At 58.1% G+C, this 18,738-nt stretch carries 18 protein-coding genes; 12 read left to right on the top strand and 6 right to left on the bottom strand.

The window, feature by feature from the left end:
• The first annotated feature begins 71 nt into the window (after positions 1-71).
• The 5 genes from AC2FGE_RS02865 (at position 72) to AC2FGE_RS02845 (ending at position 7,553) form a co-directional block, all read left to right on the top strand.
• Positions 72-2,489 (top strand): GcvT family protein, encoded by a 2,418-nt coding sequence (locus AC2FGE_RS02865; protein ID WP_496817659.1) that lies wholly within the window; start codon positions 72-74, stop codon positions 2,487-2,489.
• Positions 2,490-2,520: 31 nt separating this feature from the next.
• On the top strand, positions 2,521-3,138 hold the full coding sequence (locus tag AC2FGE_RS02860; RefSeq protein WP_496817658.1) for a nucleotidyltransferase family protein: 618 nt from the start codon (positions 2,521-2,523) through the stop codon (positions 3,136-3,138).
• A 741-nt stretch (positions 3,139-3,879) separates the two neighbouring features.
• Positions 3,880-5,316, top strand: a complete 1,437-nt coding sequence (locus AC2FGE_RS02855) for a Do family serine endopeptidase (RefSeq protein ID WP_496817657.1) — start codon at positions 3,880-3,882, stop codon at positions 5,314-5,316.
• 193 nt (positions 5,317-5,509) lie between these two features.
• Positions 5,510-6,190, top strand: coding sequence for a response regulator transcription factor (locus AC2FGE_RS02850; RefSeq protein ID WP_170530173.1), 681 nt, complete (start codon positions 5,510-5,512; stop codon positions 6,188-6,190).
• A complete protein-coding gene (locus AC2FGE_RS02845; protein WP_496817656.1) occupies positions 6,183-7,553 on the top strand; it encodes an ATP-binding protein in 1,371 nt (456 codons plus the stop codon). The genes AC2FGE_RS02850 and AC2FGE_RS02845 overlap by 8 nt, the downstream gene beginning before the upstream one ends.
• Here the strand turns inward: AC2FGE_RS02845 and AC2FGE_RS02840 are convergent.
• The 4 genes from AC2FGE_RS02840 to AC2FGE_RS02825 are packed head-to-tail and all read right to left on the bottom strand — an operon-like array spanning position 7,550 to position 10,463.
• Positions 7,550-8,017 (bottom strand): CYTH domain-containing protein, encoded by a 468-nt coding sequence (locus tag AC2FGE_RS02840; RefSeq protein ID WP_496817655.1) that lies wholly within the window; start codon positions 8,015-8,017, stop codon positions 7,550-7,552. The genes AC2FGE_RS02845 and AC2FGE_RS02840 overlap by 4 nt on opposite strands.
• On the bottom strand, positions 8,014-8,769 hold the full coding sequence (locus AC2FGE_RS02835; protein ID WP_496817654.1) for a ParA family protein: 756 nt from the start codon (positions 8,767-8,769) through the stop codon (positions 8,014-8,016). The genes AC2FGE_RS02840 and AC2FGE_RS02835 overlap by 4 nt, the downstream gene beginning before the upstream one ends.
• A 3-nt stretch (positions 8,770-8,772) precedes the next feature.
• A complete protein-coding gene (locus tag AC2FGE_RS02830; protein WP_496817653.1) occupies positions 8,773-10,281 on the bottom strand; it encodes a CHAD domain-containing protein in 1,509 nt (502 codons plus the stop codon).
• Positions 10,278-10,463, bottom strand: a complete 186-nt coding sequence (locus AC2FGE_RS02825; RefSeq protein WP_496817652.1) for a hypothetical protein — start codon at positions 10,461-10,463, stop codon at positions 10,278-10,280. Before AC2FGE_RS02825 ends, AC2FGE_RS02830 begins: the two co-directional genes overlap by 4 nt.
• A 118-nt stretch (positions 10,464-10,581) precedes the next feature.
• On the opposite strand from AC2FGE_RS02825, the gene AC2FGE_RS02820 reads away from it, so the two are divergent.
• Positions 10,582-10,929, top strand: a complete 348-nt coding sequence (locus tag AC2FGE_RS02820; protein WP_496817651.1) for a TfoX/Sxy family protein — start codon at positions 10,582-10,584, stop codon at positions 10,927-10,929.
• A 53-nt stretch (positions 10,930-10,982) separates the two neighbouring features.
• Here the strand turns inward: AC2FGE_RS02820 and ndk are convergent, their stop codons facing one another.
• Entirely contained in the window at positions 10,983-11,405 is a 423-nt protein-coding gene (gene ndk, locus AC2FGE_RS02815) for a nucleoside-diphosphate kinase (RefSeq protein WP_171207639.1), read from the bottom strand.
• A gap of 103 nt (positions 11,406-11,508) precedes the next feature.
• Complete coding sequence (locus AC2FGE_RS02810) at positions 11,509-12,711, bottom strand: multidrug effflux MFS transporter (protein ID WP_496817650.1); 1,203 nt, start codon at positions 12,709-12,711, stop codon at positions 11,509-11,511.
• Between the two features lie 107 nt (positions 12,712-12,818).
• Here AC2FGE_RS02810 and AC2FGE_RS02805 point away from each other — a divergent pair, with 107 nt between their 5' ends.
• From AC2FGE_RS02805 to AC2FGE_RS02780, 6 genes are all read left to right on the top strand, one after another.
• Positions 12,819-14,672 (top strand): ABC-F family ATP-binding cassette domain-containing protein, encoded by a 1,854-nt coding sequence (locus tag AC2FGE_RS02805; RefSeq protein WP_496817649.1) that lies wholly within the window; start codon positions 12,819-12,821, stop codon positions 14,670-14,672.
• Complete coding sequence (locus AC2FGE_RS02800; protein WP_170530189.1) at positions 14,669-15,289, top strand: MarC family protein; 621 nt, start codon at positions 14,669-14,671, stop codon at positions 15,287-15,289. Before AC2FGE_RS02805 ends, AC2FGE_RS02800 begins: the two co-directional genes overlap by 4 nt.
• A 41-nt stretch (positions 15,290-15,330) precedes the next feature.
• Positions 15,331-15,912, top strand: coding sequence for a retropepsin-like aspartic protease family protein (locus tag AC2FGE_RS02795; protein WP_496817648.1), 582 nt, complete (start codon positions 15,331-15,333; stop codon positions 15,910-15,912).
• Between the two features lie 48 nt (positions 15,913-15,960).
• On the top strand, positions 15,961-16,587 hold the full coding sequence (locus tag AC2FGE_RS02790; protein ID WP_496817647.1) for an ImuA family protein: 627 nt from the start codon (positions 15,961-15,963) through the stop codon (positions 16,585-16,587).
• 229 nt (positions 16,588-16,816) lie between these two features.
• Positions 16,817-17,413 (top strand): YceI family protein, encoded by a 597-nt coding sequence (locus AC2FGE_RS02785; RefSeq protein WP_496817646.1) that lies wholly within the window; start codon positions 16,817-16,819, stop codon positions 17,411-17,413.
• 82 nt (positions 17,414-17,495) lie between these two features.
• Positions 17,496-18,716 carry an MFS transporter gene (locus tag AC2FGE_RS02780; protein ID WP_496817645.1) on the top strand — a complete coding sequence of 407 codons (1,221 nt, stop codon included), beginning with the start codon at positions 17,496-17,498 and terminating at the stop codon, positions 18,714-18,716.
• The last annotated feature ends 22 nt before the right edge of the window (positions 18,717-18,738 follow it).

The raw sequence follows: 18,738 nt of genomic DNA, 5'->3' as shown, positions 1-18,738 counted from the left end.
AATTTGTCGCAATTCCACATGCACAGGAACGCTCTCGGATCAGACTGAGCGCAATTCTGACGGAGGTATTCATGAAACTTCAAACCCGTGTGGCCGTGATTGGCGGTGGCGTTGTTGGCTGTTCGGTATTGTACCACCTGACCAAGCTGGGCTGGTCAGACGTGATGCTGCTGGAACGGTCCGAGCTGACAAGCGGTTCAACATGGCACGCGGCGGGTGGGTTTCACACACTGAACGGCGACACCAACATGGCTGCGCTGCAGGGCTATACGATCCGCCTGTACAAAGAACTGGAAGAGATCACCGGCATGTCCTGCGGGTTGCACCATGTGGGCGGGGTGACGCTGGCCGACAATCAGGATCGGTTCGACATGCTGCTGGCTGAACGCGCCAAGCATCGGTTCATGGGGCTAGAAACCGAAATCGTCGGCCCGGACGAGATCAGGAAGATCGCTCCGATCACCAACACTGATGGTATCCTAGGCGCGCTTTACGACCCGCTGGATGGACATCTTGACCCATCGGGGACCACCCATGCCTATGCCAAGGCCGCCCGAATGGGCGGCGCCACGATCGAGACCCATTGCATGGTGCGCGAGACCAACCAGCGCCCCGACGGCACCTGGGACGTGGTCACCGACAAGGGCACGATTCACGCCGAGCATATCGTCAACGCTGGTGGCCTCTGGGCGCGTGAGGTCGGCGCGATGGCGGGCGTTTATTTCCCGCTGCACCCGATGGAACATCAATATCTGGTCACGGACTCCATTCCCCAGATCGAGGCGATCGTTGACGCCGGTGGCGAGCATCCGCACGTCATGGACCCTGCTGGCGAGAGCTACCTGCGGCAGGAAGGGCGTGGCCTGTGCATCGGGTTCTACGAACAACCCTGCAAGCCTTGGGCCGTGGACGGAACTCCGTGGGAGTTCGGCCATGAACTGCTGCCCGACGACTATGACAAGATCACCGACAGTATCGAGTTCGCCTATAACCGCTTCCCTGTTCTGGCCGAGGCCGGGGTGAAATCAGTCATCCATGGACCGTTCACCTTTGCACCCGACGGGAACCCTTTGGTCGGGCCGGTGCCGGGCATGCGCAACTATTGGTCGGCCTGCGGGGTTATGGCCGGGTTCAGCCAGGGTGGCGGCGTTGGCCTGACGCTGGCTCAGTGGATGATCGAAGGCGAACCGGAACGCGATGTCTTCGCCATGGACGTGGCCCGGTTCGGCGATTGGATCAGCTCCGGCTATACCCGTCCCAAGGTGATTGAGAACTATCAAAAACGGTTCAGCGTCGCCTACCCGAACGAAGAACTCCCTGCCGCGCGCCCCAACCGGACTACGCCGATGTATGACATTTTCAGCGAACTGGGCGCGGTCTGGGGTCAGCAATATGGGCTGGAGGTGCCGAACTACTTCGCGCAAGGCGATGAACCGGGTTTCGAGACGCCCTCTTTCCGCCGCTCGGACGCGTTTGACGCCACTGGGCGCGAGGTCCGCGCTGTCCGCAACGGTGTGGGTATCAACGAGGTCCACAATTTCGGTAAATACCGGATCGCGGGGCTGCAGGCACGCGATTGGCTGGATCGGATTATGGCCGGGCGGATTCCGCAACCAGGGCGCTTGTCACTGACGCCGATGTTGTCGCACAAGGGCAAACTGATCGGCGATTTCACGGTTTCCTGCCTGAATGAGACCGAGTTCCGCCTGACCGCCTCATACGGCAGTCAGGCCTTTCACATGCGTTGGTTCCAGCAAAACGCCAGCGAAGGCGTTGTAATTGAAAACATCAGCGACCAGCTCAACGGCTTCCAGATCGCTGGCCCGAAGGCCGCGCAGGTCCTGTCGGCCTGCACGCGCGAGGATATCTCGGACCTCAGGTTCATGGATGTGCGCCGGATGACGATCGGCATGACCGACTGCATCGTGCAACGGGTCAGCTATACTGGCGATTTGGGCTATGAGATCTACTGCGACCCAATGGCGCAAAGGCAGCTGTGGTCGAGTCTTTGGCAGGCTGGGCAGCCGTTTGGCATAACGCCCTTTGGCATGCGGGCCATGATGTCCCTGAGGCTGGATAAATTCTTTGGCTCGTGGATGCGGGAGTTCTCGCCCGATTACACTGCGGCTGAAACCGGGTTGGATCGTTTTATCTCATTTTCGAAAAACGCAGACTTCATAGGTCGCGCTGCTGCCGAGGCTGATCGCGCGACCGGTGTGACACGCAAACTTGTGGCCTTCGAAGTCGATGCGGCAGATGCGGACGTCAACGCCTATGAGCCAATCTGGCTGGACGGAACTGTTGTTGGGTTCTGCACCTCGGGCGGCTACTCTCACCATGCGCAAAAGTCCATTTCCTTGGGATTCCTGCCAACCGACCGTGCGCAGGATGGGCTGGAGGTTGAAATCGAAATCCTGGGGGATATGCGCAAGGCCCGTGTGATCTCTACCCCGCTGTTTGATGCGGATGGCGCGCGCATGAGGGGATGACTTACCGCCCTTGGGGCGGCATGTTGATCACATGACACAGATACCGATCCTGCTTCTGGCCGCCGGGCAATCCAGCCGTATGCGCGGTGCCGACAAGCTGATGCAAGAGATTGACGGCATTCCGTTGCTACGACGCTCCGCTCTGACGGCACTGAAGGCTGGCCCGGTCATCGTCGCGCTACCACCACGGCCTCATCCGCGACACAAGGCATTATCGGGGCTTGATGTACTTATTGCGTCAATCCCCGACGCCGCCGAAGGTATGAATGCCAGCCTGCGGGGCGCTTTGGCCCATGTCAGCCCCGATGCGCCTGCGACCATGATTATGCTCGCAGACCTGCCGGACCTGACGCCTGACGATCTGAAGGCAGTGCTGCGCGCTCGTCATCAGAACCCAAACCACCTGATCTGGCGAGGTGCCGCCCAAAGCGGCAAACCCGGTCATCCAGTTCTGTTCGACCAAAGCCTTTTTGCCACCTTATCGCAGTTGACCGGAGATACTGGTGCGCAATCCGTCATACGTTCGAATAGCGCGCGCCTGTGTTTGGTGCCCCTTCCCGGTCGAAACGCGCTGTATGACCTGGATACACCTGAAGACTGGGTGAACTGGCGAAAACTTCAGGACAGCAATACCCTGCCCCACAAATAGCTGCGACCCGATTGTTGCCAACCGGGTCGCGTACCCAATAAAGGACTACCACTTTCTTCAATCTCAAATGCGCGACCTAAAGCCTAACGGGCTGGTCGACTATGCTGCGAAACCTAAACAAGACCCCCTCGTTAACATGCAACATACACTACCTGAGATTGAGATCACCGTCGGCACCCCCTAGTGCTTTCGGCTCCCCCTCACTTGGGTATCTTCATATACCCTTATCCAATCGCTCGAAACAACATAAAATTGGGCAGAACAGACCAGTTCAGGACCACCCCCTTGGTTTTTGAGCAACATCCTGCTTTCAGCAACTTTACCTATAGTTGTACCCAACCCTGCAGCATCCGGAAGAACAACTGATTAAGAGCACGCATAACTGACCCAACGGCAAGAAAATGAGCCGGTTAACAGGACAGTCTTCGTATCGGGAATTTCGGGACTCAACCCCAAGACGATCTTCAGCATTCAGGACTTCAAGTGACCCCCATTGTTCCTGAAAGAAAGGCAAAGCAATGAATTTGATTGTTTGACGCCGATTTCGGCAACAATTCTCTGATTCTTGAGGCAGACATCGGAGATCCAACGAATCTCCGGGCCGGAATGCTCAGCACTCAACTCGTCTTTTGTGGCAAAATTAAGTTTTCTTAATGGAACCATCAGGTAGCACACAGATTATCGGCATATCTCCGGCCTTAACGCGCGGCTGAAATCGCGTAACAGACACAGGAGACTTAAATGAGCATTCGTAAATCCTCGCTTCTACTGCCGCAGAAAACCGGCTGGATCGGCGCAAGCGCATTGGGCGCGGCATTGCTTGCATCAACAGCCCTGCCCGCTTTGGCGGACGAAGCACTGGCTGATCTTGTCGAAACCGTATCCCCATCGGTCGTGACGATCATTGCCGAGCAGGACCCAACTGGAAATGCCACGTCGCGCCAGGATTTTGACCTCGATGCCCATCCATTCGGCGAGTTTTTCAAACGCTTCGGTGGGCCCGAAGGCTTCCAAGCACCACAGCGCGGCCCAGCACAGGGTTTGGGATCAGGTTTTGTGCTGGATGAGGCCGGGTACATCATCACAAATCACCATGTTGTCGACAATGCCACAACCGTAACCGTGCGCCTGAACGATGACCGGAGTTTTGAGGCCGAAGTGATCGGCACCGACCCGCTGACCGATATTGCCGTTTTGAAGATTGATGCGGGCGAAGCGCTGCAAGCCGTCGAACTGGGCAACAGCGATATCATCCGTGTGGGTGAAGATGTCGTAGCCATCGGCAACCCGTTCGGGCTCAGCTCGACCGTGACAACCGGGATTGTGTCCGCCAAGGGCCGCAACATATCGCAAGGGCCATATGCTGAGTTCATTCAGACGGATGCCGCAATCAACAAAGGCAATTCCGGTGGCCCCCTGTTCAACATGGAAGGCGAAGTGGTGGGCGTAAACTCGGCCATCTATTCGCCAAGTGGCGGGTCTGTCGGACTTGGTTTCGCCGTGACGTCGAACATCGTTGAACATATCGCAGCCGACCTGCGCGACGATGGTCAGGTCAGCCGTGGTTGGCTGGGTGTTTCGATCCAGAATGTCAGCCCGGAACTCGCAGCTGCCCTGGGCATCGACCAATCGACCGGCGCGCTGGTTTCAGATGTTGTGGCCGGCAGCCCGGCAGAAGGCGTCCTGCAGCAAGGTGACGTTATCCTGAGGTTCAACGATGAAGCCGTTGATACCAGTAGCGATCTGCCGCTTTTGGTCGGCACCACCAAGGTGGGCACTGAAAGCACGCTGACCGTGCTACGTAATGGGGATACGCAAGAACTTCAGTTGACCATCGGCCAGCATCAGTCGGCATCGGCCGAGGCGGATATTCCGGTCGATCCCGAGGTCTCGGGCACCCAACTGGGCGTGACCGTCGCGCCGCTGACCGATACCGCACGGGCCGAAATGGGCGTTGCCCAAGGCGTTGATGGCGTGGTGGTGACCGATCTGCTGCCCGACAGCCCTGCGGCCAAGGCTGGCCTGCAACGCGGCGATGTTATCGTAAAACTGGGCAGCCAAGACACGCTGACACCCGACGCGCTCAAGGCAGCTTTGGACAGCGAGAAAACCGACCCGGCACTGGTGCTGATCAATCGCGGCGGCAACCAGATTTTCGTTGCGGTCGAGATCGCCTGATCCCAAACCCGCGCACGCCACATGATGGGGATATTTGGCGTGCGCCTCCCGGCCGGATTGATTTGTCCGCGATCCGCCGGGCGTGCCGGGTGCGCGAGGCTGCACCCGGCACAGAGTTGTTGATGCAGCCCCGTCAAAACCATGTGCTTTGTACGGAAATTGTGTTTAAATTTCGATAGAAAGGAACCCGATCATGAGCCGACGCCTTCTGATTGTCGAAGATGACGAAGACACACGGGACTTCATCGCCAAGGGCTTTGGCGAAGAAGGATATGTGGTCGAGGTTGCCGCTGATGGCCGCGAGGGTCTGTATCACGCCACTGATGGTGGATTCGACGCCGTCGTGCTGGACCGGATGCTGCCTGGGTTGGACGGGCTATCCCTGATCAAATCCATGCGCGCAGCCGGTTTGAAGACACCGGTGCTGATGCTGACCGCGATGAGTGCGGTGGATGAACGTGTGAAGGGGCTCAATTCGGGCGCGGATGACTATCTGGTCAAACCCTTCTCGTTTCAGGAACTGCATGCGCGGATCGAGGCGCTTTTGCGCCGTCCGCAGGAATCAGAAGAAACGCCAACCCTGACCTGCAAAGACCTTGAAATGGATTTGCTGACTCGCAAAGTCACGCGCGACGGGCATGAGATCACTCTGACCCCGCGCGAGTTCCAGATTCTGGAGTTCTTCCTACGCCGCAAGAACCGCGTGGTGTCACGCACCATGCTGCTGGAAGGCGTTTGGGACTATCACTTCGACCCGAACACCAATGTTGTTGACGTCCATATCTCGAAACTGCGCCGCCAGTTGGATGAGGGCGGAGAGGCACCGTTGATTGAAACCGTCAGAGGTTCAGGCTACATGATGTCTGATGGATAACCTTCGGCTTTCCCTGAATAATTCCCGAACACGGCTCGTTCTGGCCAGTATGGTGCTCAGCATATTTTTGACGGCAACCGTACTGGCACTGGTCTATTTTACAGCCAATCGCAGCATTGAATCCGAAACCCGTTCGGTTGTTTCGGCGGAACTGACAGGGCTGGCCGATGAATATGAACGCCGCGGGTTGATCGGTTTGATCACAGCCATCGAACGCCGCCTTCCCAGTGCCTCAGAACGCGACGCGCTGTACCTTCTGACGGATCGGTTTGGCAACAAGCTGGTTGGAAACCTCAAGCAATGGCCCGAGCATATTACGGCTGGCAGTGGCTGGGTGGAACTGGAACTGCGCCGCGCTGACAACGACCAACTTGTTCCCGTCTCAGCCGCCTCGATCCGCCTGCCCGGCCAAGAGCGTCTGATCGTCGGGCGAGATGCTGTTGCGCGTCAGCAATTTGATCGGGTTCTGCTGCGATCCGTGGCGCTGGCCCTTGTCATCGCGATGGTTCTGAGCGTGCTCACCGGATGGCTGTTCACCCGGTTGGTTTTTTCCCGCCTGTCAGACATCGCCAGCACGGCAGAAAACATCGTTTCGGGCGATCTGTCCCGGCGTATGCCCTTGCGCGGCACCGGGGATGAGTTCGATCAGGTAGCCGGTACGCTAAACAATATGCTTGATCGGATCGAAGAACTGATCAGCAACCTGCGCACAACGTCGAACTCGATTGCCCATGATCTGCGATCCCCCCTGTCGCGTCTAAAACAACGGGTCGAGGCGCTGTCTGACCCGGGCAAAAGCGAGCAGGAGCGCGAGGCTGATATCGCCCGCGCCACTTTGGAAATCGACCACGTTTTGCGCATGCTCGGGCAGTTGACCGAAATTTCACGCGCAGAGGCCGGGCTGGGCCGCGAACAGTTTGAGCAGGTGGATTTGCAGCACCTCGTTGGTGATGTGATTGAACTTTATGATCCGGTTGCCGCCGATCAGAAAATCCAGCTCAAGGTCCAAGGAGGGGCTGCACCGGTTCAGGGCCACCGACCCTTGCTGTCACAAGCGCTGTCGAACCTGTTGGAAAACGCAATGCGATACGCGCCCGAGGACACAACCATTACCATCACAATTGGTGAGGACGATCAGTTTGCTCATCTGAGTGTGCGTGACCAGGGGCCAGGCGTTCCGCCCGAAGACCTGCCCCGCCTGCAGTTGCCTTTTGTCACGCTCGATCCCGCCCGGACCGAGCGCAATGCCGGGCTTGGCCTGGCGCTGGTTGCTGCGATCACGCATATGCATGGGGGGCAGTTCGCGGCCCGCAACTGCGATCCGGGCCTTGAGGTCACGCTGAACCTGTCGCGCCAAGCCTAATCAGGCGCCCCATCAATGGCCAGGTTCTTGTTTTTATAGCGTTTATCTTCGGTCACATCGGCACCAAACCACGCGGGCGGGGTGAAACCAAGTGCCTCGGATTCGCTGGAAAACTCCACTTCGACCAGCCGCAATGGTGCCAAAGCGCCTTGAAAGATATCCAGCTCGAACACCCTCCCATCCGGCAGACTGCCGGTGTAGCGTTCCTTTTCAACCCGCCGCCCGTCGGTCTCGGGCCAGAAGGTTTCGAACTGTTCGGCGGACATCTCAGCCTCACGTTCCACCCGAACCAACCCACCTGCACCTTTGAGCGTCAGGAAATACTGGTCATTCTTCTGCCGCAGGCGCAGTTCAGTCGAATCCTCGGGCGCGGTCAGATAACCCTGACGCACCACAGCCTTTTGCGCGCCGTCTAGTTCAGGCAGACTGTTGACCAGAAACTTACGTTCGATTTCCTTGCTCATTTGGTCGAAACCACCCCGTTTTCCAATTCGTTATAAAGCGCCTGATAGGCTGACCCTGCAGCACCGCGCGGGGAGTAGGTAACCACCGGCGCACGATGTTGGCCCATCTTCTCGATATCTGCCGCGAAGGGAATGCTGCTGCTCATAAAGCGCTTGCGATAGGCTTTGCGCATCGTCTCCATCGTGTGCTGATGTAACGTTTTGCGCTGCTGCACCATCGAAAAGAACGCTTTCAGCTTCTTTTTCGGCAGTTTGTGTTCGTCGAAGAACCCGACCAACTGCTCAAAGGTCCGCTCGGACAACGTTGTCGGGATCACCGGCACAACGATCTGGTCTGCGGCCTTAAAGATGTTCTCGGACAAGGTCGAAAAGTTGGGCGGACAGTCCAGAATGATGACATCATAGTCACTGCCCGCAGCCATCAGCGCCTTCTTCAAGCGCGACCGGCTGTTCCGCATCCGTGACAGAAACACATCAAAATCACGATAGGTCAGGTTCGCGGGCAGAATATCCAGCCCTTCGAAGTCGCTGGCCCGGATTGCACCGGTAAACCGTTTTACATCCTCAAAAAACCGCGCATCCGTCAGCTTTTTCGAAGGTTTCACACGGAAATAGAACCCCGAGGCCCCCTGCGGATCGAGATCACACAGCAAGACCAGCTTGCCCGCCGCTGCATAGGCGTGGGCCAGATTGACCGAAGTGGCGGTTTTTCCAACACCGCCTTTGTTGCTGTAACAGGCAATGATCTTCATTCCTCACTCCTTGGACTGATGAAACAGGTGGCGAAACAGGTGGCGCGTTTCAGGGGCATCGAATTGTTGGAAATTAGCGATGACACGGTCACGCTCGGCCCGTTGCCGTTGGTCCAGAACAGCGATCAGCCCTCCAACCGCCAGACCGATCTGAGCATCAACGCGCCCCTGGGCGTTGGATTGGTGCGCAGCGAACTGTTGCAACGCCTCTTGCTGGACCGAATAATCATTGAACAGACCCAGATTATCCTGAAGCTTTTTCAAGGGCTTGAGGATGGATTTGAAGTCTTTCGCATCAAACAAGGGCGAAAAGAACTCCATCAAGTAACGCAATTTCTTGCAGTCGATCCGCAGATCATGCACCACCTCATCCGGCGTTTCAGGCGTGATGCTGCGCGCAATCTTGCAGACCTTGCGATAGCGCTTCCAGATCAGGGCGCAAGCATAGTCATAGGCGCCGCGCTGCGCGTTTGACCCCGGTTGCAGGCCCTCGGTGCTGCTGAACAACGCGACCAGTTCTGCCATCTGGCTTTGATACGCCTTACTGCGCAGCCTGCGGGCAAGCCGGGACAGCTCCTGCATGCGCTCCTTCTGAAATTGCCCGAACATGGCATCCAATCCGGGATGAAGTGTATCGGGTACCAGATTATAATATATATCTTTTTCCAGAAGATAGACATCCAGATCCCGTACCCGGCCCGTCGGGTCCATCAGGTCCGAGAATGTCCTTTTCAGCACGGCTGTCTGATCCTCGGAAAAGGTCCCTTTGAACAGGCTGATCACGGATCGTATCCGGCGCATTGAGACACGGTAATCATGCAGGAATTCGGTGTCGATATCGGCAATGGTACCGCTTTCATTTTGTTGCGCAACCTGCAGAAAAGTATGAATAATATCGGCAGCAACTTGAATGGAAGGTTCCGATCTTCCCAAGATAATTTCAGGCTTTGCCCGATATGGGGCCTCACCCGGTTCCAAGGCTTGAACAATCGCAGACAGATCCGCTTTGTCTGACCCGGCCGCTAACATCGCGTCGCAAGCCCTTTGGTAGGCCTTGTCATACCCGCGCAAAGGACTGAGGCGAATAATCGTCGCCTGCCCGTTTGCCGTCGACAATCGTGTGACACGACCACGCACCTGTGTTTTCTCGAGATCATCCAGAACGGCAAGGCTGCCCTCCTCGACCTCGCCCGAGGCAATTGCCATCAGCGCGCGCAGTTTCGGAAATCCTTTCAAAGCGTCGCGCAGCGGGCCGTCTGGCAGGTCTTGTACAAAACGCCCTTGGCCCTTGCATCTTTGGCTCAAACGCGTGCCTTGGCTATCCAGCAGGTGCAATGACCCGCCGAACTCCAGCAACATCCGACCCGACGCGCGGATCGACTGGTCATGACAATCCAGAAGAACAAATGGTCTGGAGGCCCATTCCGGATCATATCGCAGGTTCAGCCCGACAAACTCAGATGGATCAAATCCACCGCGCAGGACAAACAGCACCTCAGATTCAACACTCATGCGCCGCCCTTTCGAGGGGTGCCAAGGTAGTCATTAACCAATGTCTCCACGATTTTCTGCACGCTTGTGTCTTCTTCAATCGCGCGTATCTTCAGCGCCTTCAGGGTTTTTTCGTCCAACCGGAGCGAGGTGTTCTTTTTCCCTTTCTCCGCCTTTTGGCCTGAGCCTTTGGTTTTGGCCATCTCACCCTCCATGACAGCATGACGTCATGAAACCTTGAACTCAACCGAAACGCAAGCAAAAACCGGAACGCAGTATTGTTGGGGTGACAGCTCAAGATAGGAGGTTTAAACCAAACTCATGCCCGATCCTGTGTCCTCGATCAGAAATCTTGGCCCCGCCTTCGAAGAAGCTTGCGCCCGTGCGGGGATACACTCTGCGCAGGAGCTACGTGAACTCGGCGCGGATGAGGCCTATACCCGGTTGTTGCAGGCAGGAACCAAGGCACATTTCATCGGGTACTATGTGTTGGTCATGGGCCTTCAGGGCCGCCCTTGGAACGATTGCAAAGGCGATGAGAAAAAGAAGCTGCGCCAAAGGTTTGACGCGATCAAAGCCTGTGCCAAACCCGCAGCGGAAAGCCAGTTGATCTCAGACCTAAACGCGATCGGGGTGCGCGTGTCCGCAAGTGATCTGAAACAGGTTTGAACGAAAAAGGCCGCCCCAAACGGAGCGGCCCGAAATCAGCACGAAACAGTGGCTTAGCCGACCAGTTCGATACCCGAGAAGAAATATGCGATCTCAACCGCAGCGGTTTCCGGCGCGTCCGAACCATGGACCGAATTTTCGCCAACCGATTCAGCGAACTCGGCGCGGATGGTGCCGGGGGCTGCGTCTGCAGGGTTGGTTGCGCCCATGACTTCACGGTTCTTGGCAATGGCGCCTTCGCCTTCCAGAACCTGAACAACAACCGGCGCCGAGCACATAAATTCGCACAGTTCGTCATAGAACGGGCGTTCGGCATGCACTTCGTAGAACTTGCCCGCTTGTGCCTTGGTCATGTGAATGCGTTTTTGCGCCACGATGCGCAGGCCGGCTTCTTCGAACTTGGCGTTGATCTTGCCAGTCAGGTTGCGGCGGGTTGCATCGGGTTTGATGATCGAAAATGTGCGTTCCAGTGCCATATCGGCCTCTCCTTACAATGTGGCGCGGGGCCCGCGCCGAAATCCATCGCGCGCCGCCTAACACGGTATGTGGCTCATGAAAAGTGTTATGATGACCCTGAGCTCAGTTCGTATCGGGCAAAGGGTCGATCCGGTCCAGCCTGCGTACGTAGAGTACGGCCAGAAGACCCGCAAAGCTACTGACGCTCATCATGCCAAGTACCAGAAAGGGGCCGTTTTCCGGACTAACAAGCCCCCCGGTCATCATCGTCAGGATCGAACCCAATGCGACGATCATTGCACCGGAAAGCCCCGCCGCGCTGCCCGCCAGCTTTGGCCTGACCGACATAACCCCGGCCGAGGCATTTGCATTGGTCAGCCCGTTGCCGAATCCAACGCAAATGGCAGAGCCGAAAAACACCCAAACCGATCCCCAGCCTGCCAGAAACAGCATCAAACCGACGAAGGGCCCGGTTGAGGCCACGATCCGACCTGCCAGGATCATGGTCGTCAGCTGGGTATGCCTGGCGATACGGCCAGTGATGAAGTTACCGACCATGAAGCCGCCTGTAATGATCCCGATCCCAAGGCCCAGCATCGCGGGGCTTAGATCAAACCAAGCGGCTGCCACCAGGGGGGCTCCGGTTATGAAGCTATAGAAGCCACCGATCGAAAAGGCCGCGCATAGGGAATAGCCCCAGAACCGGCGGGCACGAAACAGATGGGGGTATTCGCGCAATTGCGCTGCGAAGGTGGCAGACCGGTTGGTATTCGTCTCTCCCATATCCAGCCACAGCAAGGCGAACACCCCTGCCCCGAACACCGCGTATAGGACAAAGCCCGCGCGCCAGCCGAACAGCATGTCCAAGGCTCCGCCCAGCATCGGCCCCAGCATGGGGGCCAAGGCCATGGCCATTGCCACATACCCAAGCTTGCTGGCGGCTTCATTCGGAGCATATCTGTCGCGGATCGATGCGCTGGACAGAACCGGCCCTGCCACCACAGCGGCCTGTAGCATCCGGAAACCAAGAAAGACCCAGATCGTCTCAGCCAGCACACAGCCAAGTGAAGCGACTGCAAATACACCCGTTCCGATCAGCAAAATGGGCCGACGACCAAACCGGTCCGACAAAGGGCCAAGGATCAGTTGCAGACAGGCTGAAATCGCCAGATAACCGGCCACCGAAAGGTTCACCAACGCATAGTCAACCTGAAAATCCTCGGCCATCCGGGCCAATGACGGCAGGAACATGTTCAGCGACAGCACCGACAGCGCTGTTGCAAATATCAGTGTCGCCAAAGATGGGGGCGTCCGGGTCGCGCGCATGGGTCGAAACCAACTAAAATCCAACCGGACCAGCGCTAGCACATCGCTCTTGGTTTGAACATGCCAAGCCGCTGGCGGCGGCATCACGGCTCTGCTAAGAGCGCGTCATGTTACGGATCGAAGACATCACCTATGCCGTTGAAGGCCGACCCTTGTTCGAAGGAGCCAGCGCAACCATCCCCGACGGCCACAAGGTTGGTCTGGTAGGTCGCAATGGCACCGGCAAGACCACTCTGTTTCGCCTGATCCGAGGGGAGCTGGCGCTGGAATCCGGCGCTATCTCAGTCCCCAAACGGGCGCGAATTGGTGGGGTGGCGCAAGAAGTGCCGTCGTCCGATGTATCCCTGATCAACACCGTTCTGGCGGCTGACACGGAACGCAGCACGCTAATGGCTGAGGCTGAAATCGCCACGGACCCTGCCCGTATTGCCGATATCCAGACTCGTCTGGCCGATATTGATGCCTGGTCGGCGGAGGCCCGGGCGGCGTCGATCCTCAAGGGACTTGGCTTTGATGACGAAGACCAGTTGAAACCCTGTTCCGATTTCTCGGGCGGTTGGCGAATGCGTGTTGCCTTGGCGGCGGTGCTGTTTTCGCAGCCCGATCTGCTGCTTTTGGACGAGCCAACCAACTATCTGGATCTGGAAGGCGCGCTGTGGCTGGAAAGTTATCTGGCAAAGTATCCGCATACGGTGATCGTCATCAGCCATGACCGCGGGTTGCTGAACCGCGCTGTGGGCTCGATCCTGCATCTGGAAGACCGCAAGCTCACCTACTACGCGGTGCCCTATGACAAATTCGCGGAACGCCGGGCGGAACGTCTGGCACAGGCGGAATCTGAGAATACAAAGGCAAAGGCCCGCATCGCCCATCTGCAAAGCTTTGTAGATCGCTTCCGGTACAAGGCGTCAAAGGCCGTACAGGCCCAATCGCGCCTGAAGATGATCGAACGCATCCAGCTGGTCTCAACCCCGCAAGAGGCTGCCCTACGTGCGTTTTCATTCCCCGAACCCGAAGAGCTATCGCCGCCGATCATCCAGATCGAAGGCGGTGTCACAGGCTATGGAGAGACCGAGGTTCTGCGCCGCTTGAACCTGCGCATTGATCAGGATGATCGCATCGCGCTGCTGGGCAAGAACGGTCAGGGTAAATCGACACTTTCCAAACTGCTGTCAGACCGCCTGCCCCTGATGGCAGGCAAGATGACCCGGTCCAACAAGCTGCGCATCGGCTATTTCGCGCAGCATCAGGTTGATGAGCTTTATGTGGACGAAACGCCCTTGGACCATCTGCGCCGTCTGCGTCCGGATGAGGCTCCGGGCAAGTGGCGCTCGCGGCTGGCAGGCTTTGGACTGAATGCCGATCAAGCGGACACAGAAGTCGGGCGTTTGTCGGGCGGTCAGAAAGCCCGCCTGTCACTCCTGATCGCCACCATCGACGCCCCTCATATGCTGATCCTGGATGAGCCGACCAACCATCTGGACATCGAAAGCCGCGAGGCGTTGGTTGAGGCGCTGACAGCCTATTCCGGCGCGGTTGTTCTGGTCAGCCACGACATGCATCTGCTGTCACTGGTGGCAGACCGGCTGTGGCTGGTCTCGGACGGCACAGTCAAACATTTTGATCAAGACCTCGAAGCCTATCGCGCGATGCTTCTGGCCCGAGATAAGCCGGTGAAGCAAAAGCCTCAGACGGCGAAACCCAAACGCCCCTCACGCGATACCATGCTGGCCCTGCGCGCCGATCTGCGCAAATGCGAAGATCGGATCGAGAAGCTGACGGATATGCACGATAAACTCTCGGCCAAACTGGCGGACCCAGGCTTATACGAGGATGACAGGATCGATGATCTGGAAACCTGGAACCGCAAATTCGCCGAGGTGACAGAGGCCATGCAAAAAGCCGAGGCGCTGTGGGTCGCCGCCGCCGAAAAACTGGAACAGGCGGAGAGTGCCGCATGATTGACGCCGCCTTCTTCATCACCGCCTTCACCACCTTGTTCGTCGTGATCGACCCGTTCGGCACGGCACCCATATTTGTCGCGATGACACAGGATATGGACGCGCGCGCCCGGCGGCGCACGGCCTATCGCACCTGTCTGGTCGCAACCGGCATTCTGATTGCCTTCGCGGCCTTTGGTGAGGCGGTTCTGGGCTTTGTCGGCATCTCGATGGAAGCGTTCAAGGTTGCCGGTGGCGCACTTTTGTTCCTGACCGCACTGGACATGCTGTTCGAACGCCGCACCAAACGACGCGAGGATCGGGCTGAGGAAGAGGAACACAACGACCCGTCGGTCTTTCCACTCGCCATCCCTCTGGTCGCCGGGCCGGGATCGATTGCGACGATTATTCTGTTGTCCGGACAGCATCCGGGCCTTCAGGGAATTGCAGCGGCAGTGGCCGTGATGCTGGCTGTCATGGCCGTGGTTCTGTTGTTCTTTCTGGCAGGGGGCCTGATCGCGCGTATACTGGGTAAAACGGGCCTGAATGTGCTGACCCGGCTGCTTGGCATGCTGCTGGCTGCCCTGTCGGTTCAGTTCATTCTGGATGGCCTCAAGGCCTTTGGTTTTGCGTCGTAAATCCCCATATAGAGTGCGGAGTAAACTGTAAGGGCAACGGCATGAATGGCGACGATATCGGGCGTTTGGTGTATCTGGTCGTGCTCGGCGCGGCCATAGTGCTGTGGTTTGTCGCCCAGAACCGTCAATCCCTGAACAAGACCCTGCAACAGGTCATGGCCTGGGTGTTTATCTTCGTGGGTGTCATTGCGGTCGTTGGCCTGTGGGAGGATATCCAATCCTCGGTCAGCCCTGCCCCGCAAATGGCTGTTACTGGCGATATGATCGAGGTGCCGCGCGCCCAGGACGGGCACTATTACCTGCCGGTTATCGTAAATGGTGAACCCATTGTGTTCCTTGTGGATACCGGGGCCAGCCAAATCGTGCTCAGCGCGCAGGATGCGGAACGTGTGGGTATTAATCCTGATCAGCTGAATTATTTCGGCCGTGCAATCACGGCGAATGGAGAGGTTCGGACAGCTCCGGTACGGCTGGACAGTTTCGAACTGGGTCCGATTGCGGATCGCAATGTCTCGGCCTGGATCAACGAAGGAGAGCTGCACCAGTCGCTGTTGGGTATGGATTACCTGCACCGGTTTTCCAATATCCAGTTCACCGATGGCCGGATGATCCTGTCCCGTTAGACGCGTTCGCAGCTTGAGAACAAAGTGAGAACATGATATGCGCATATCATGTCTGCTCAGCTTCTTGGTGCCAAGCCCGCGCGTGCCGCGCCGGGGGTCAAACTTCATGATGAGGTCACCCTGCAACAGGGCCGCGTGCACGAAGCCTGCGGCCCCGCCCGGCGCAGTTTCGCCATGTGGCTGGCGGGGCAGACCCAAGGACCGGTCTTGTGGATTTATCCCGCATGGGAGCTGGGCCAGCTGAACCCTCACGGAATGGTCGATTTTGCTGACCCCGGAAGGTTCCTCTTTGCCCGCCCCAAACGGGCTGAGGACCTGCTGTGGTGCATGGAAGAAGCCCTGCGCAGCCGTGCCGTTCCGCTGGTCATCAGCGATTTGCCCGGCGCGCCGGGCCTGACACCGGTGCGACGGCTGCATCTGGCAGCGGAACAGGGTGATATAGGGCAGCCCCCGCTGGGCCTGTTGCTGACCCCCGGCGATGGTGGTGCGCAAGGGGTCGAAACGCGCTGGCACATGGCCGCCGCACATCGGGATGAGGCAAACCGCTGGACCCTGACCCGTCGTCGCGCCCGCGCCCTGCCCCCGGCCAGTTGGCACGCCACGCTGGCCGCCCCACCCGCCAGGATGCATCTGCAACCTGCGAGAAGCGGCGAAGAGCGCTCACGCAAGATGTGATTGGCCGGGCCAAAGCCATCGCCCTGGCTGTTTCCAACGGATAAACGCGCAAACCGATTGTTGCAGGCAAACCACCGACAGCAGTTGTTTTGAGTTCAGGCCGAATAAGATAGCAAGTTCGCGTGTTAACCAATCATTACGTCCTGCGTACTAGCGTCAGGGCAGCAAACATCAACACAGGGCGGATCTGACCACATCCGACAAAGCAGCGCAGGCGAGAGGGATCGACATGACCAGAATGACCAGACGCAGTTTTGTAGCTGGATTGGCCATATGGCCCAGCCTGGGGGCGGCCCAATCCGTCATGATCCCCTATGCGCTTGCGCAAAAGGGCACATCGGTGGGGTTCACCTTTGATCTGTCCGGGGTGGCGCAATCGGGCACCATGCCGATCCAATCTGCCAACATTCAGCTGGATACAAAACGCCTGCAGAACAGCAAGGTCGACGTCATCCTGAATGTAGCGGCCGCACGAACGCGTTTGCCTTTTGCGCGCGGGCCCATGCTGGGCGAAAGTGTGCTGAATGCTGATGCGCATCCAACCATTCGCTTTACCTCGACCAAAATCCAGCTTGGCCCGGGTGGGCGCCTTTCGGATGGGGCTGCGATCAAAGGCGATCTGACCGTGCGTGGCATTACCCGGCCAGTGACCCTTGATGCAGCGCTCTACCGTGCACCCGGAAGCGCTGCGGATGACCTCAGCGCCCTGTCGATCCAGTTGACCGGCGCGCTGGATCGTCATGCATACGGGGCCTCTGGCTATCCTGATCTGGTCGACAACACAGTGGGCCTGGACATCCGGGCGCAGATCACACGCCTGAACTAATCTGCAAATTCGCAAAAAACGACACCAAGGCGTCGATTAGGCGCGCGCAAAAGACCAGAGACAGGTAGAGCGTGGTCTCATTATGCGCACGATCATTTCCTTTGCCGCCCTCTTCCTGTCCGTCATTCTGTTGCAGCTATCGACAGGCGGTGTTGGACCACTCGATGCGATCTCGGGCATCACGCTGAGTTTCACGACCGAGCAGATCGGTCTGCTGGGATCGGCACATTTCATCGGCTTCTTTATCGGTTGCTGGTGGGCCCCGCGCCTGATGGGCAGCGTCGGACATTCGCGCGCCTTTGCCGTGTGCACGGCCCTGGGCGCGATGGGTCTGATCGGGCATACCCTGACCGAAAACCCCTATATCTGGGCCGCATTACGAATTGCCTCGGGCACCTGCGTGGCCGGGTGCTACACAGTGATCGAGGCCTGGCTGAACGCCAAGGTCACCAATGAAACGCGCGGGCGGGCGATGGGCACCTATCGTATCGCGGATCTGGGGGCCTCGCTCAGCGCGCAGTTGATCATCGCGGTTTTGCCGCCTGCATCTTATGTATCATATAACCTGTTGGCGATCCTGTGTTGTGCATCGCTGCTGCCCTTGACGTTAACGCGGGCCAGCCAGCCTCAAACCCCAAACGCCCCGCGCCTGAGGCCCAAACTGGCCTGGGCCTGTTCACCGCTGGCCGTTGCTGGCGTCATCGTTTCGGCACTGAGCTCTGCGTCCTTCCGGATGGTCGGCCCGGTCTATGGGCAAGAGGTGGGTTTGAGCTTGGATCAGATCGCGTTCTTCCTCGCATCCTTCGTTTTGGGCGGGGCGCTAGCCCAGTACCCGTTGGGCTGGCTGGCCGACAAATACGACCGACGCTGGGTTCTGATCTGGCTTTCCGCCGCCGCCGTACTCAGCTGCGGGGTCACCATGGCCGCCAGCGGGGCGGGAACACTGGGCGTGATGCTGGCCGCCGGGTTCTTTGGGCTGACAACCTTCCCGATCTTCTCGCTGTCATCCGCCCATGCCAATGATTTTGCCACCACCGAACAACGGGTCGAACTGTCTGCAGCTCTGATGTTCTGGTACGCGCTGGGTGCAATTGCGTCGCCCTATGTGTCTTCAACATTGATCGAACAATTTGGCCCTGGCGCCTTGTTTGCCTTTGTGGCTGTTGGCCATCTGGGTCTGATCGGGTTTGGTCTGGCCCGCATGCGGTCACGCCCGACACCGGATGCGCGCACCAACTACGTCTATGCCCCGCGCACATCCTTTACCATCGGGCGACTATTGAAACGATCGCGCGAAGATTAAAAAGGGCCGGGATAATCCCGGC

This window comes from Ruegeria sp. YTSA075 (assembly GCF_059610245.1).
This window is presented reverse-complemented; position numbering and strand designations above follow the sequence as displayed.

Excerpts from the sequence above, each read along its gene's own strand:
- AC2FGE_RS02865 (WP_496817659.1), top strand. The coding sequence starts at position 72 with ATGAAACTTCAAACCCGTGTGGCCGTGATTGGCGGTGGCGTTGTTGGC.
- AC2FGE_RS02860 (WP_496817658.1), top strand. The coding sequence starts at position 2,521 with ATGACACAGATACCGATCCTGCTTCTGGCCGCCGGGCAATCCAGCCGT.
- AC2FGE_RS02855 (WP_496817657.1), top strand. The coding sequence starts at position 3,880 with ATGAGCATTCGTAAATCCTCGCTTCTACTGCCGCAGAAAACCGGCTGG.
- AC2FGE_RS02850 (WP_170530173.1), top strand. The coding sequence starts at position 5,510 with ATGAGCCGACGCCTTCTGATTGTCGAAGATGACGAAGACACACGGGAC.
- AC2FGE_RS02845 (WP_496817656.1), top strand. The coding sequence starts at position 6,183 with ATGGATAACCTTCGGCTTTCCCTGAATAATTCCCGAACACGGCTCGTT.
- AC2FGE_RS02840 (WP_496817655.1), bottom strand. The coding sequence starts at position 8,017 with ATGAGCAAGGAAATCGAACGTAAGTTTCTGGTCAACAGTCTGCCTGAA.
- AC2FGE_RS02835 (WP_496817654.1), bottom strand. The coding sequence starts at position 8,769 with ATGAAGATCATTGCCTGTTACAGCAACAAAGGCGGTGTTGGAAAAACC.
- AC2FGE_RS02830 (WP_496817653.1), bottom strand. The coding sequence starts at position 10,281 with ATGAGTGTTGAATCTGAGGTGCTGTTTGTCCTGCGCGGTGGATTTGAT.
- AC2FGE_RS02825 (WP_496817652.1), bottom strand. The coding sequence starts at position 10,463 with ATGGCCAAAACCAAAGGCTCAGGCCAAAAGGCGGAGAAAGGGAAAAAG.
- AC2FGE_RS02820 (WP_496817651.1), top strand. The coding sequence starts at position 10,582 with ATGCCCGATCCTGTGTCCTCGATCAGAAATCTTGGCCCCGCCTTCGAA.
- ndk (WP_171207639.1), bottom strand. The coding sequence starts at position 11,405 with ATGGCACTGGAACGCACATTTTCGATCATCAAACCCGATGCAACCCGC.
- AC2FGE_RS02810 (WP_496817650.1), bottom strand. The coding sequence starts at position 12,711 with ATGCGCGCGACCCGGACGCCCCCATCTTTGGCGACACTGATATTTGCA.
- AC2FGE_RS02805 (WP_496817649.1), top strand. The coding sequence starts at position 12,819 with ATGTTACGGATCGAAGACATCACCTATGCCGTTGAAGGCCGACCCTTG.
- AC2FGE_RS02800 (WP_170530189.1), top strand. The coding sequence starts at position 14,669 with ATGATTGACGCCGCCTTCTTCATCACCGCCTTCACCACCTTGTTCGTC.
- AC2FGE_RS02795 (WP_496817648.1), top strand. The coding sequence starts at position 15,331 with ATGAATGGCGACGATATCGGGCGTTTGGTGTATCTGGTCGTGCTCGGC.
- AC2FGE_RS02790 (WP_496817647.1), top strand. The coding sequence starts at position 15,961 with ATGTCTGCTCAGCTTCTTGGTGCCAAGCCCGCGCGTGCCGCGCCGGGG.
- AC2FGE_RS02785 (WP_496817646.1), top strand. The coding sequence starts at position 16,817 with ATGACCAGAATGACCAGACGCAGTTTTGTAGCTGGATTGGCCATATGG.
- AC2FGE_RS02780 (WP_496817645.1), top strand. The coding sequence starts at position 17,496 with ATGCGCACGATCATTTCCTTTGCCGCCCTCTTCCTGTCCGTCATTCTG.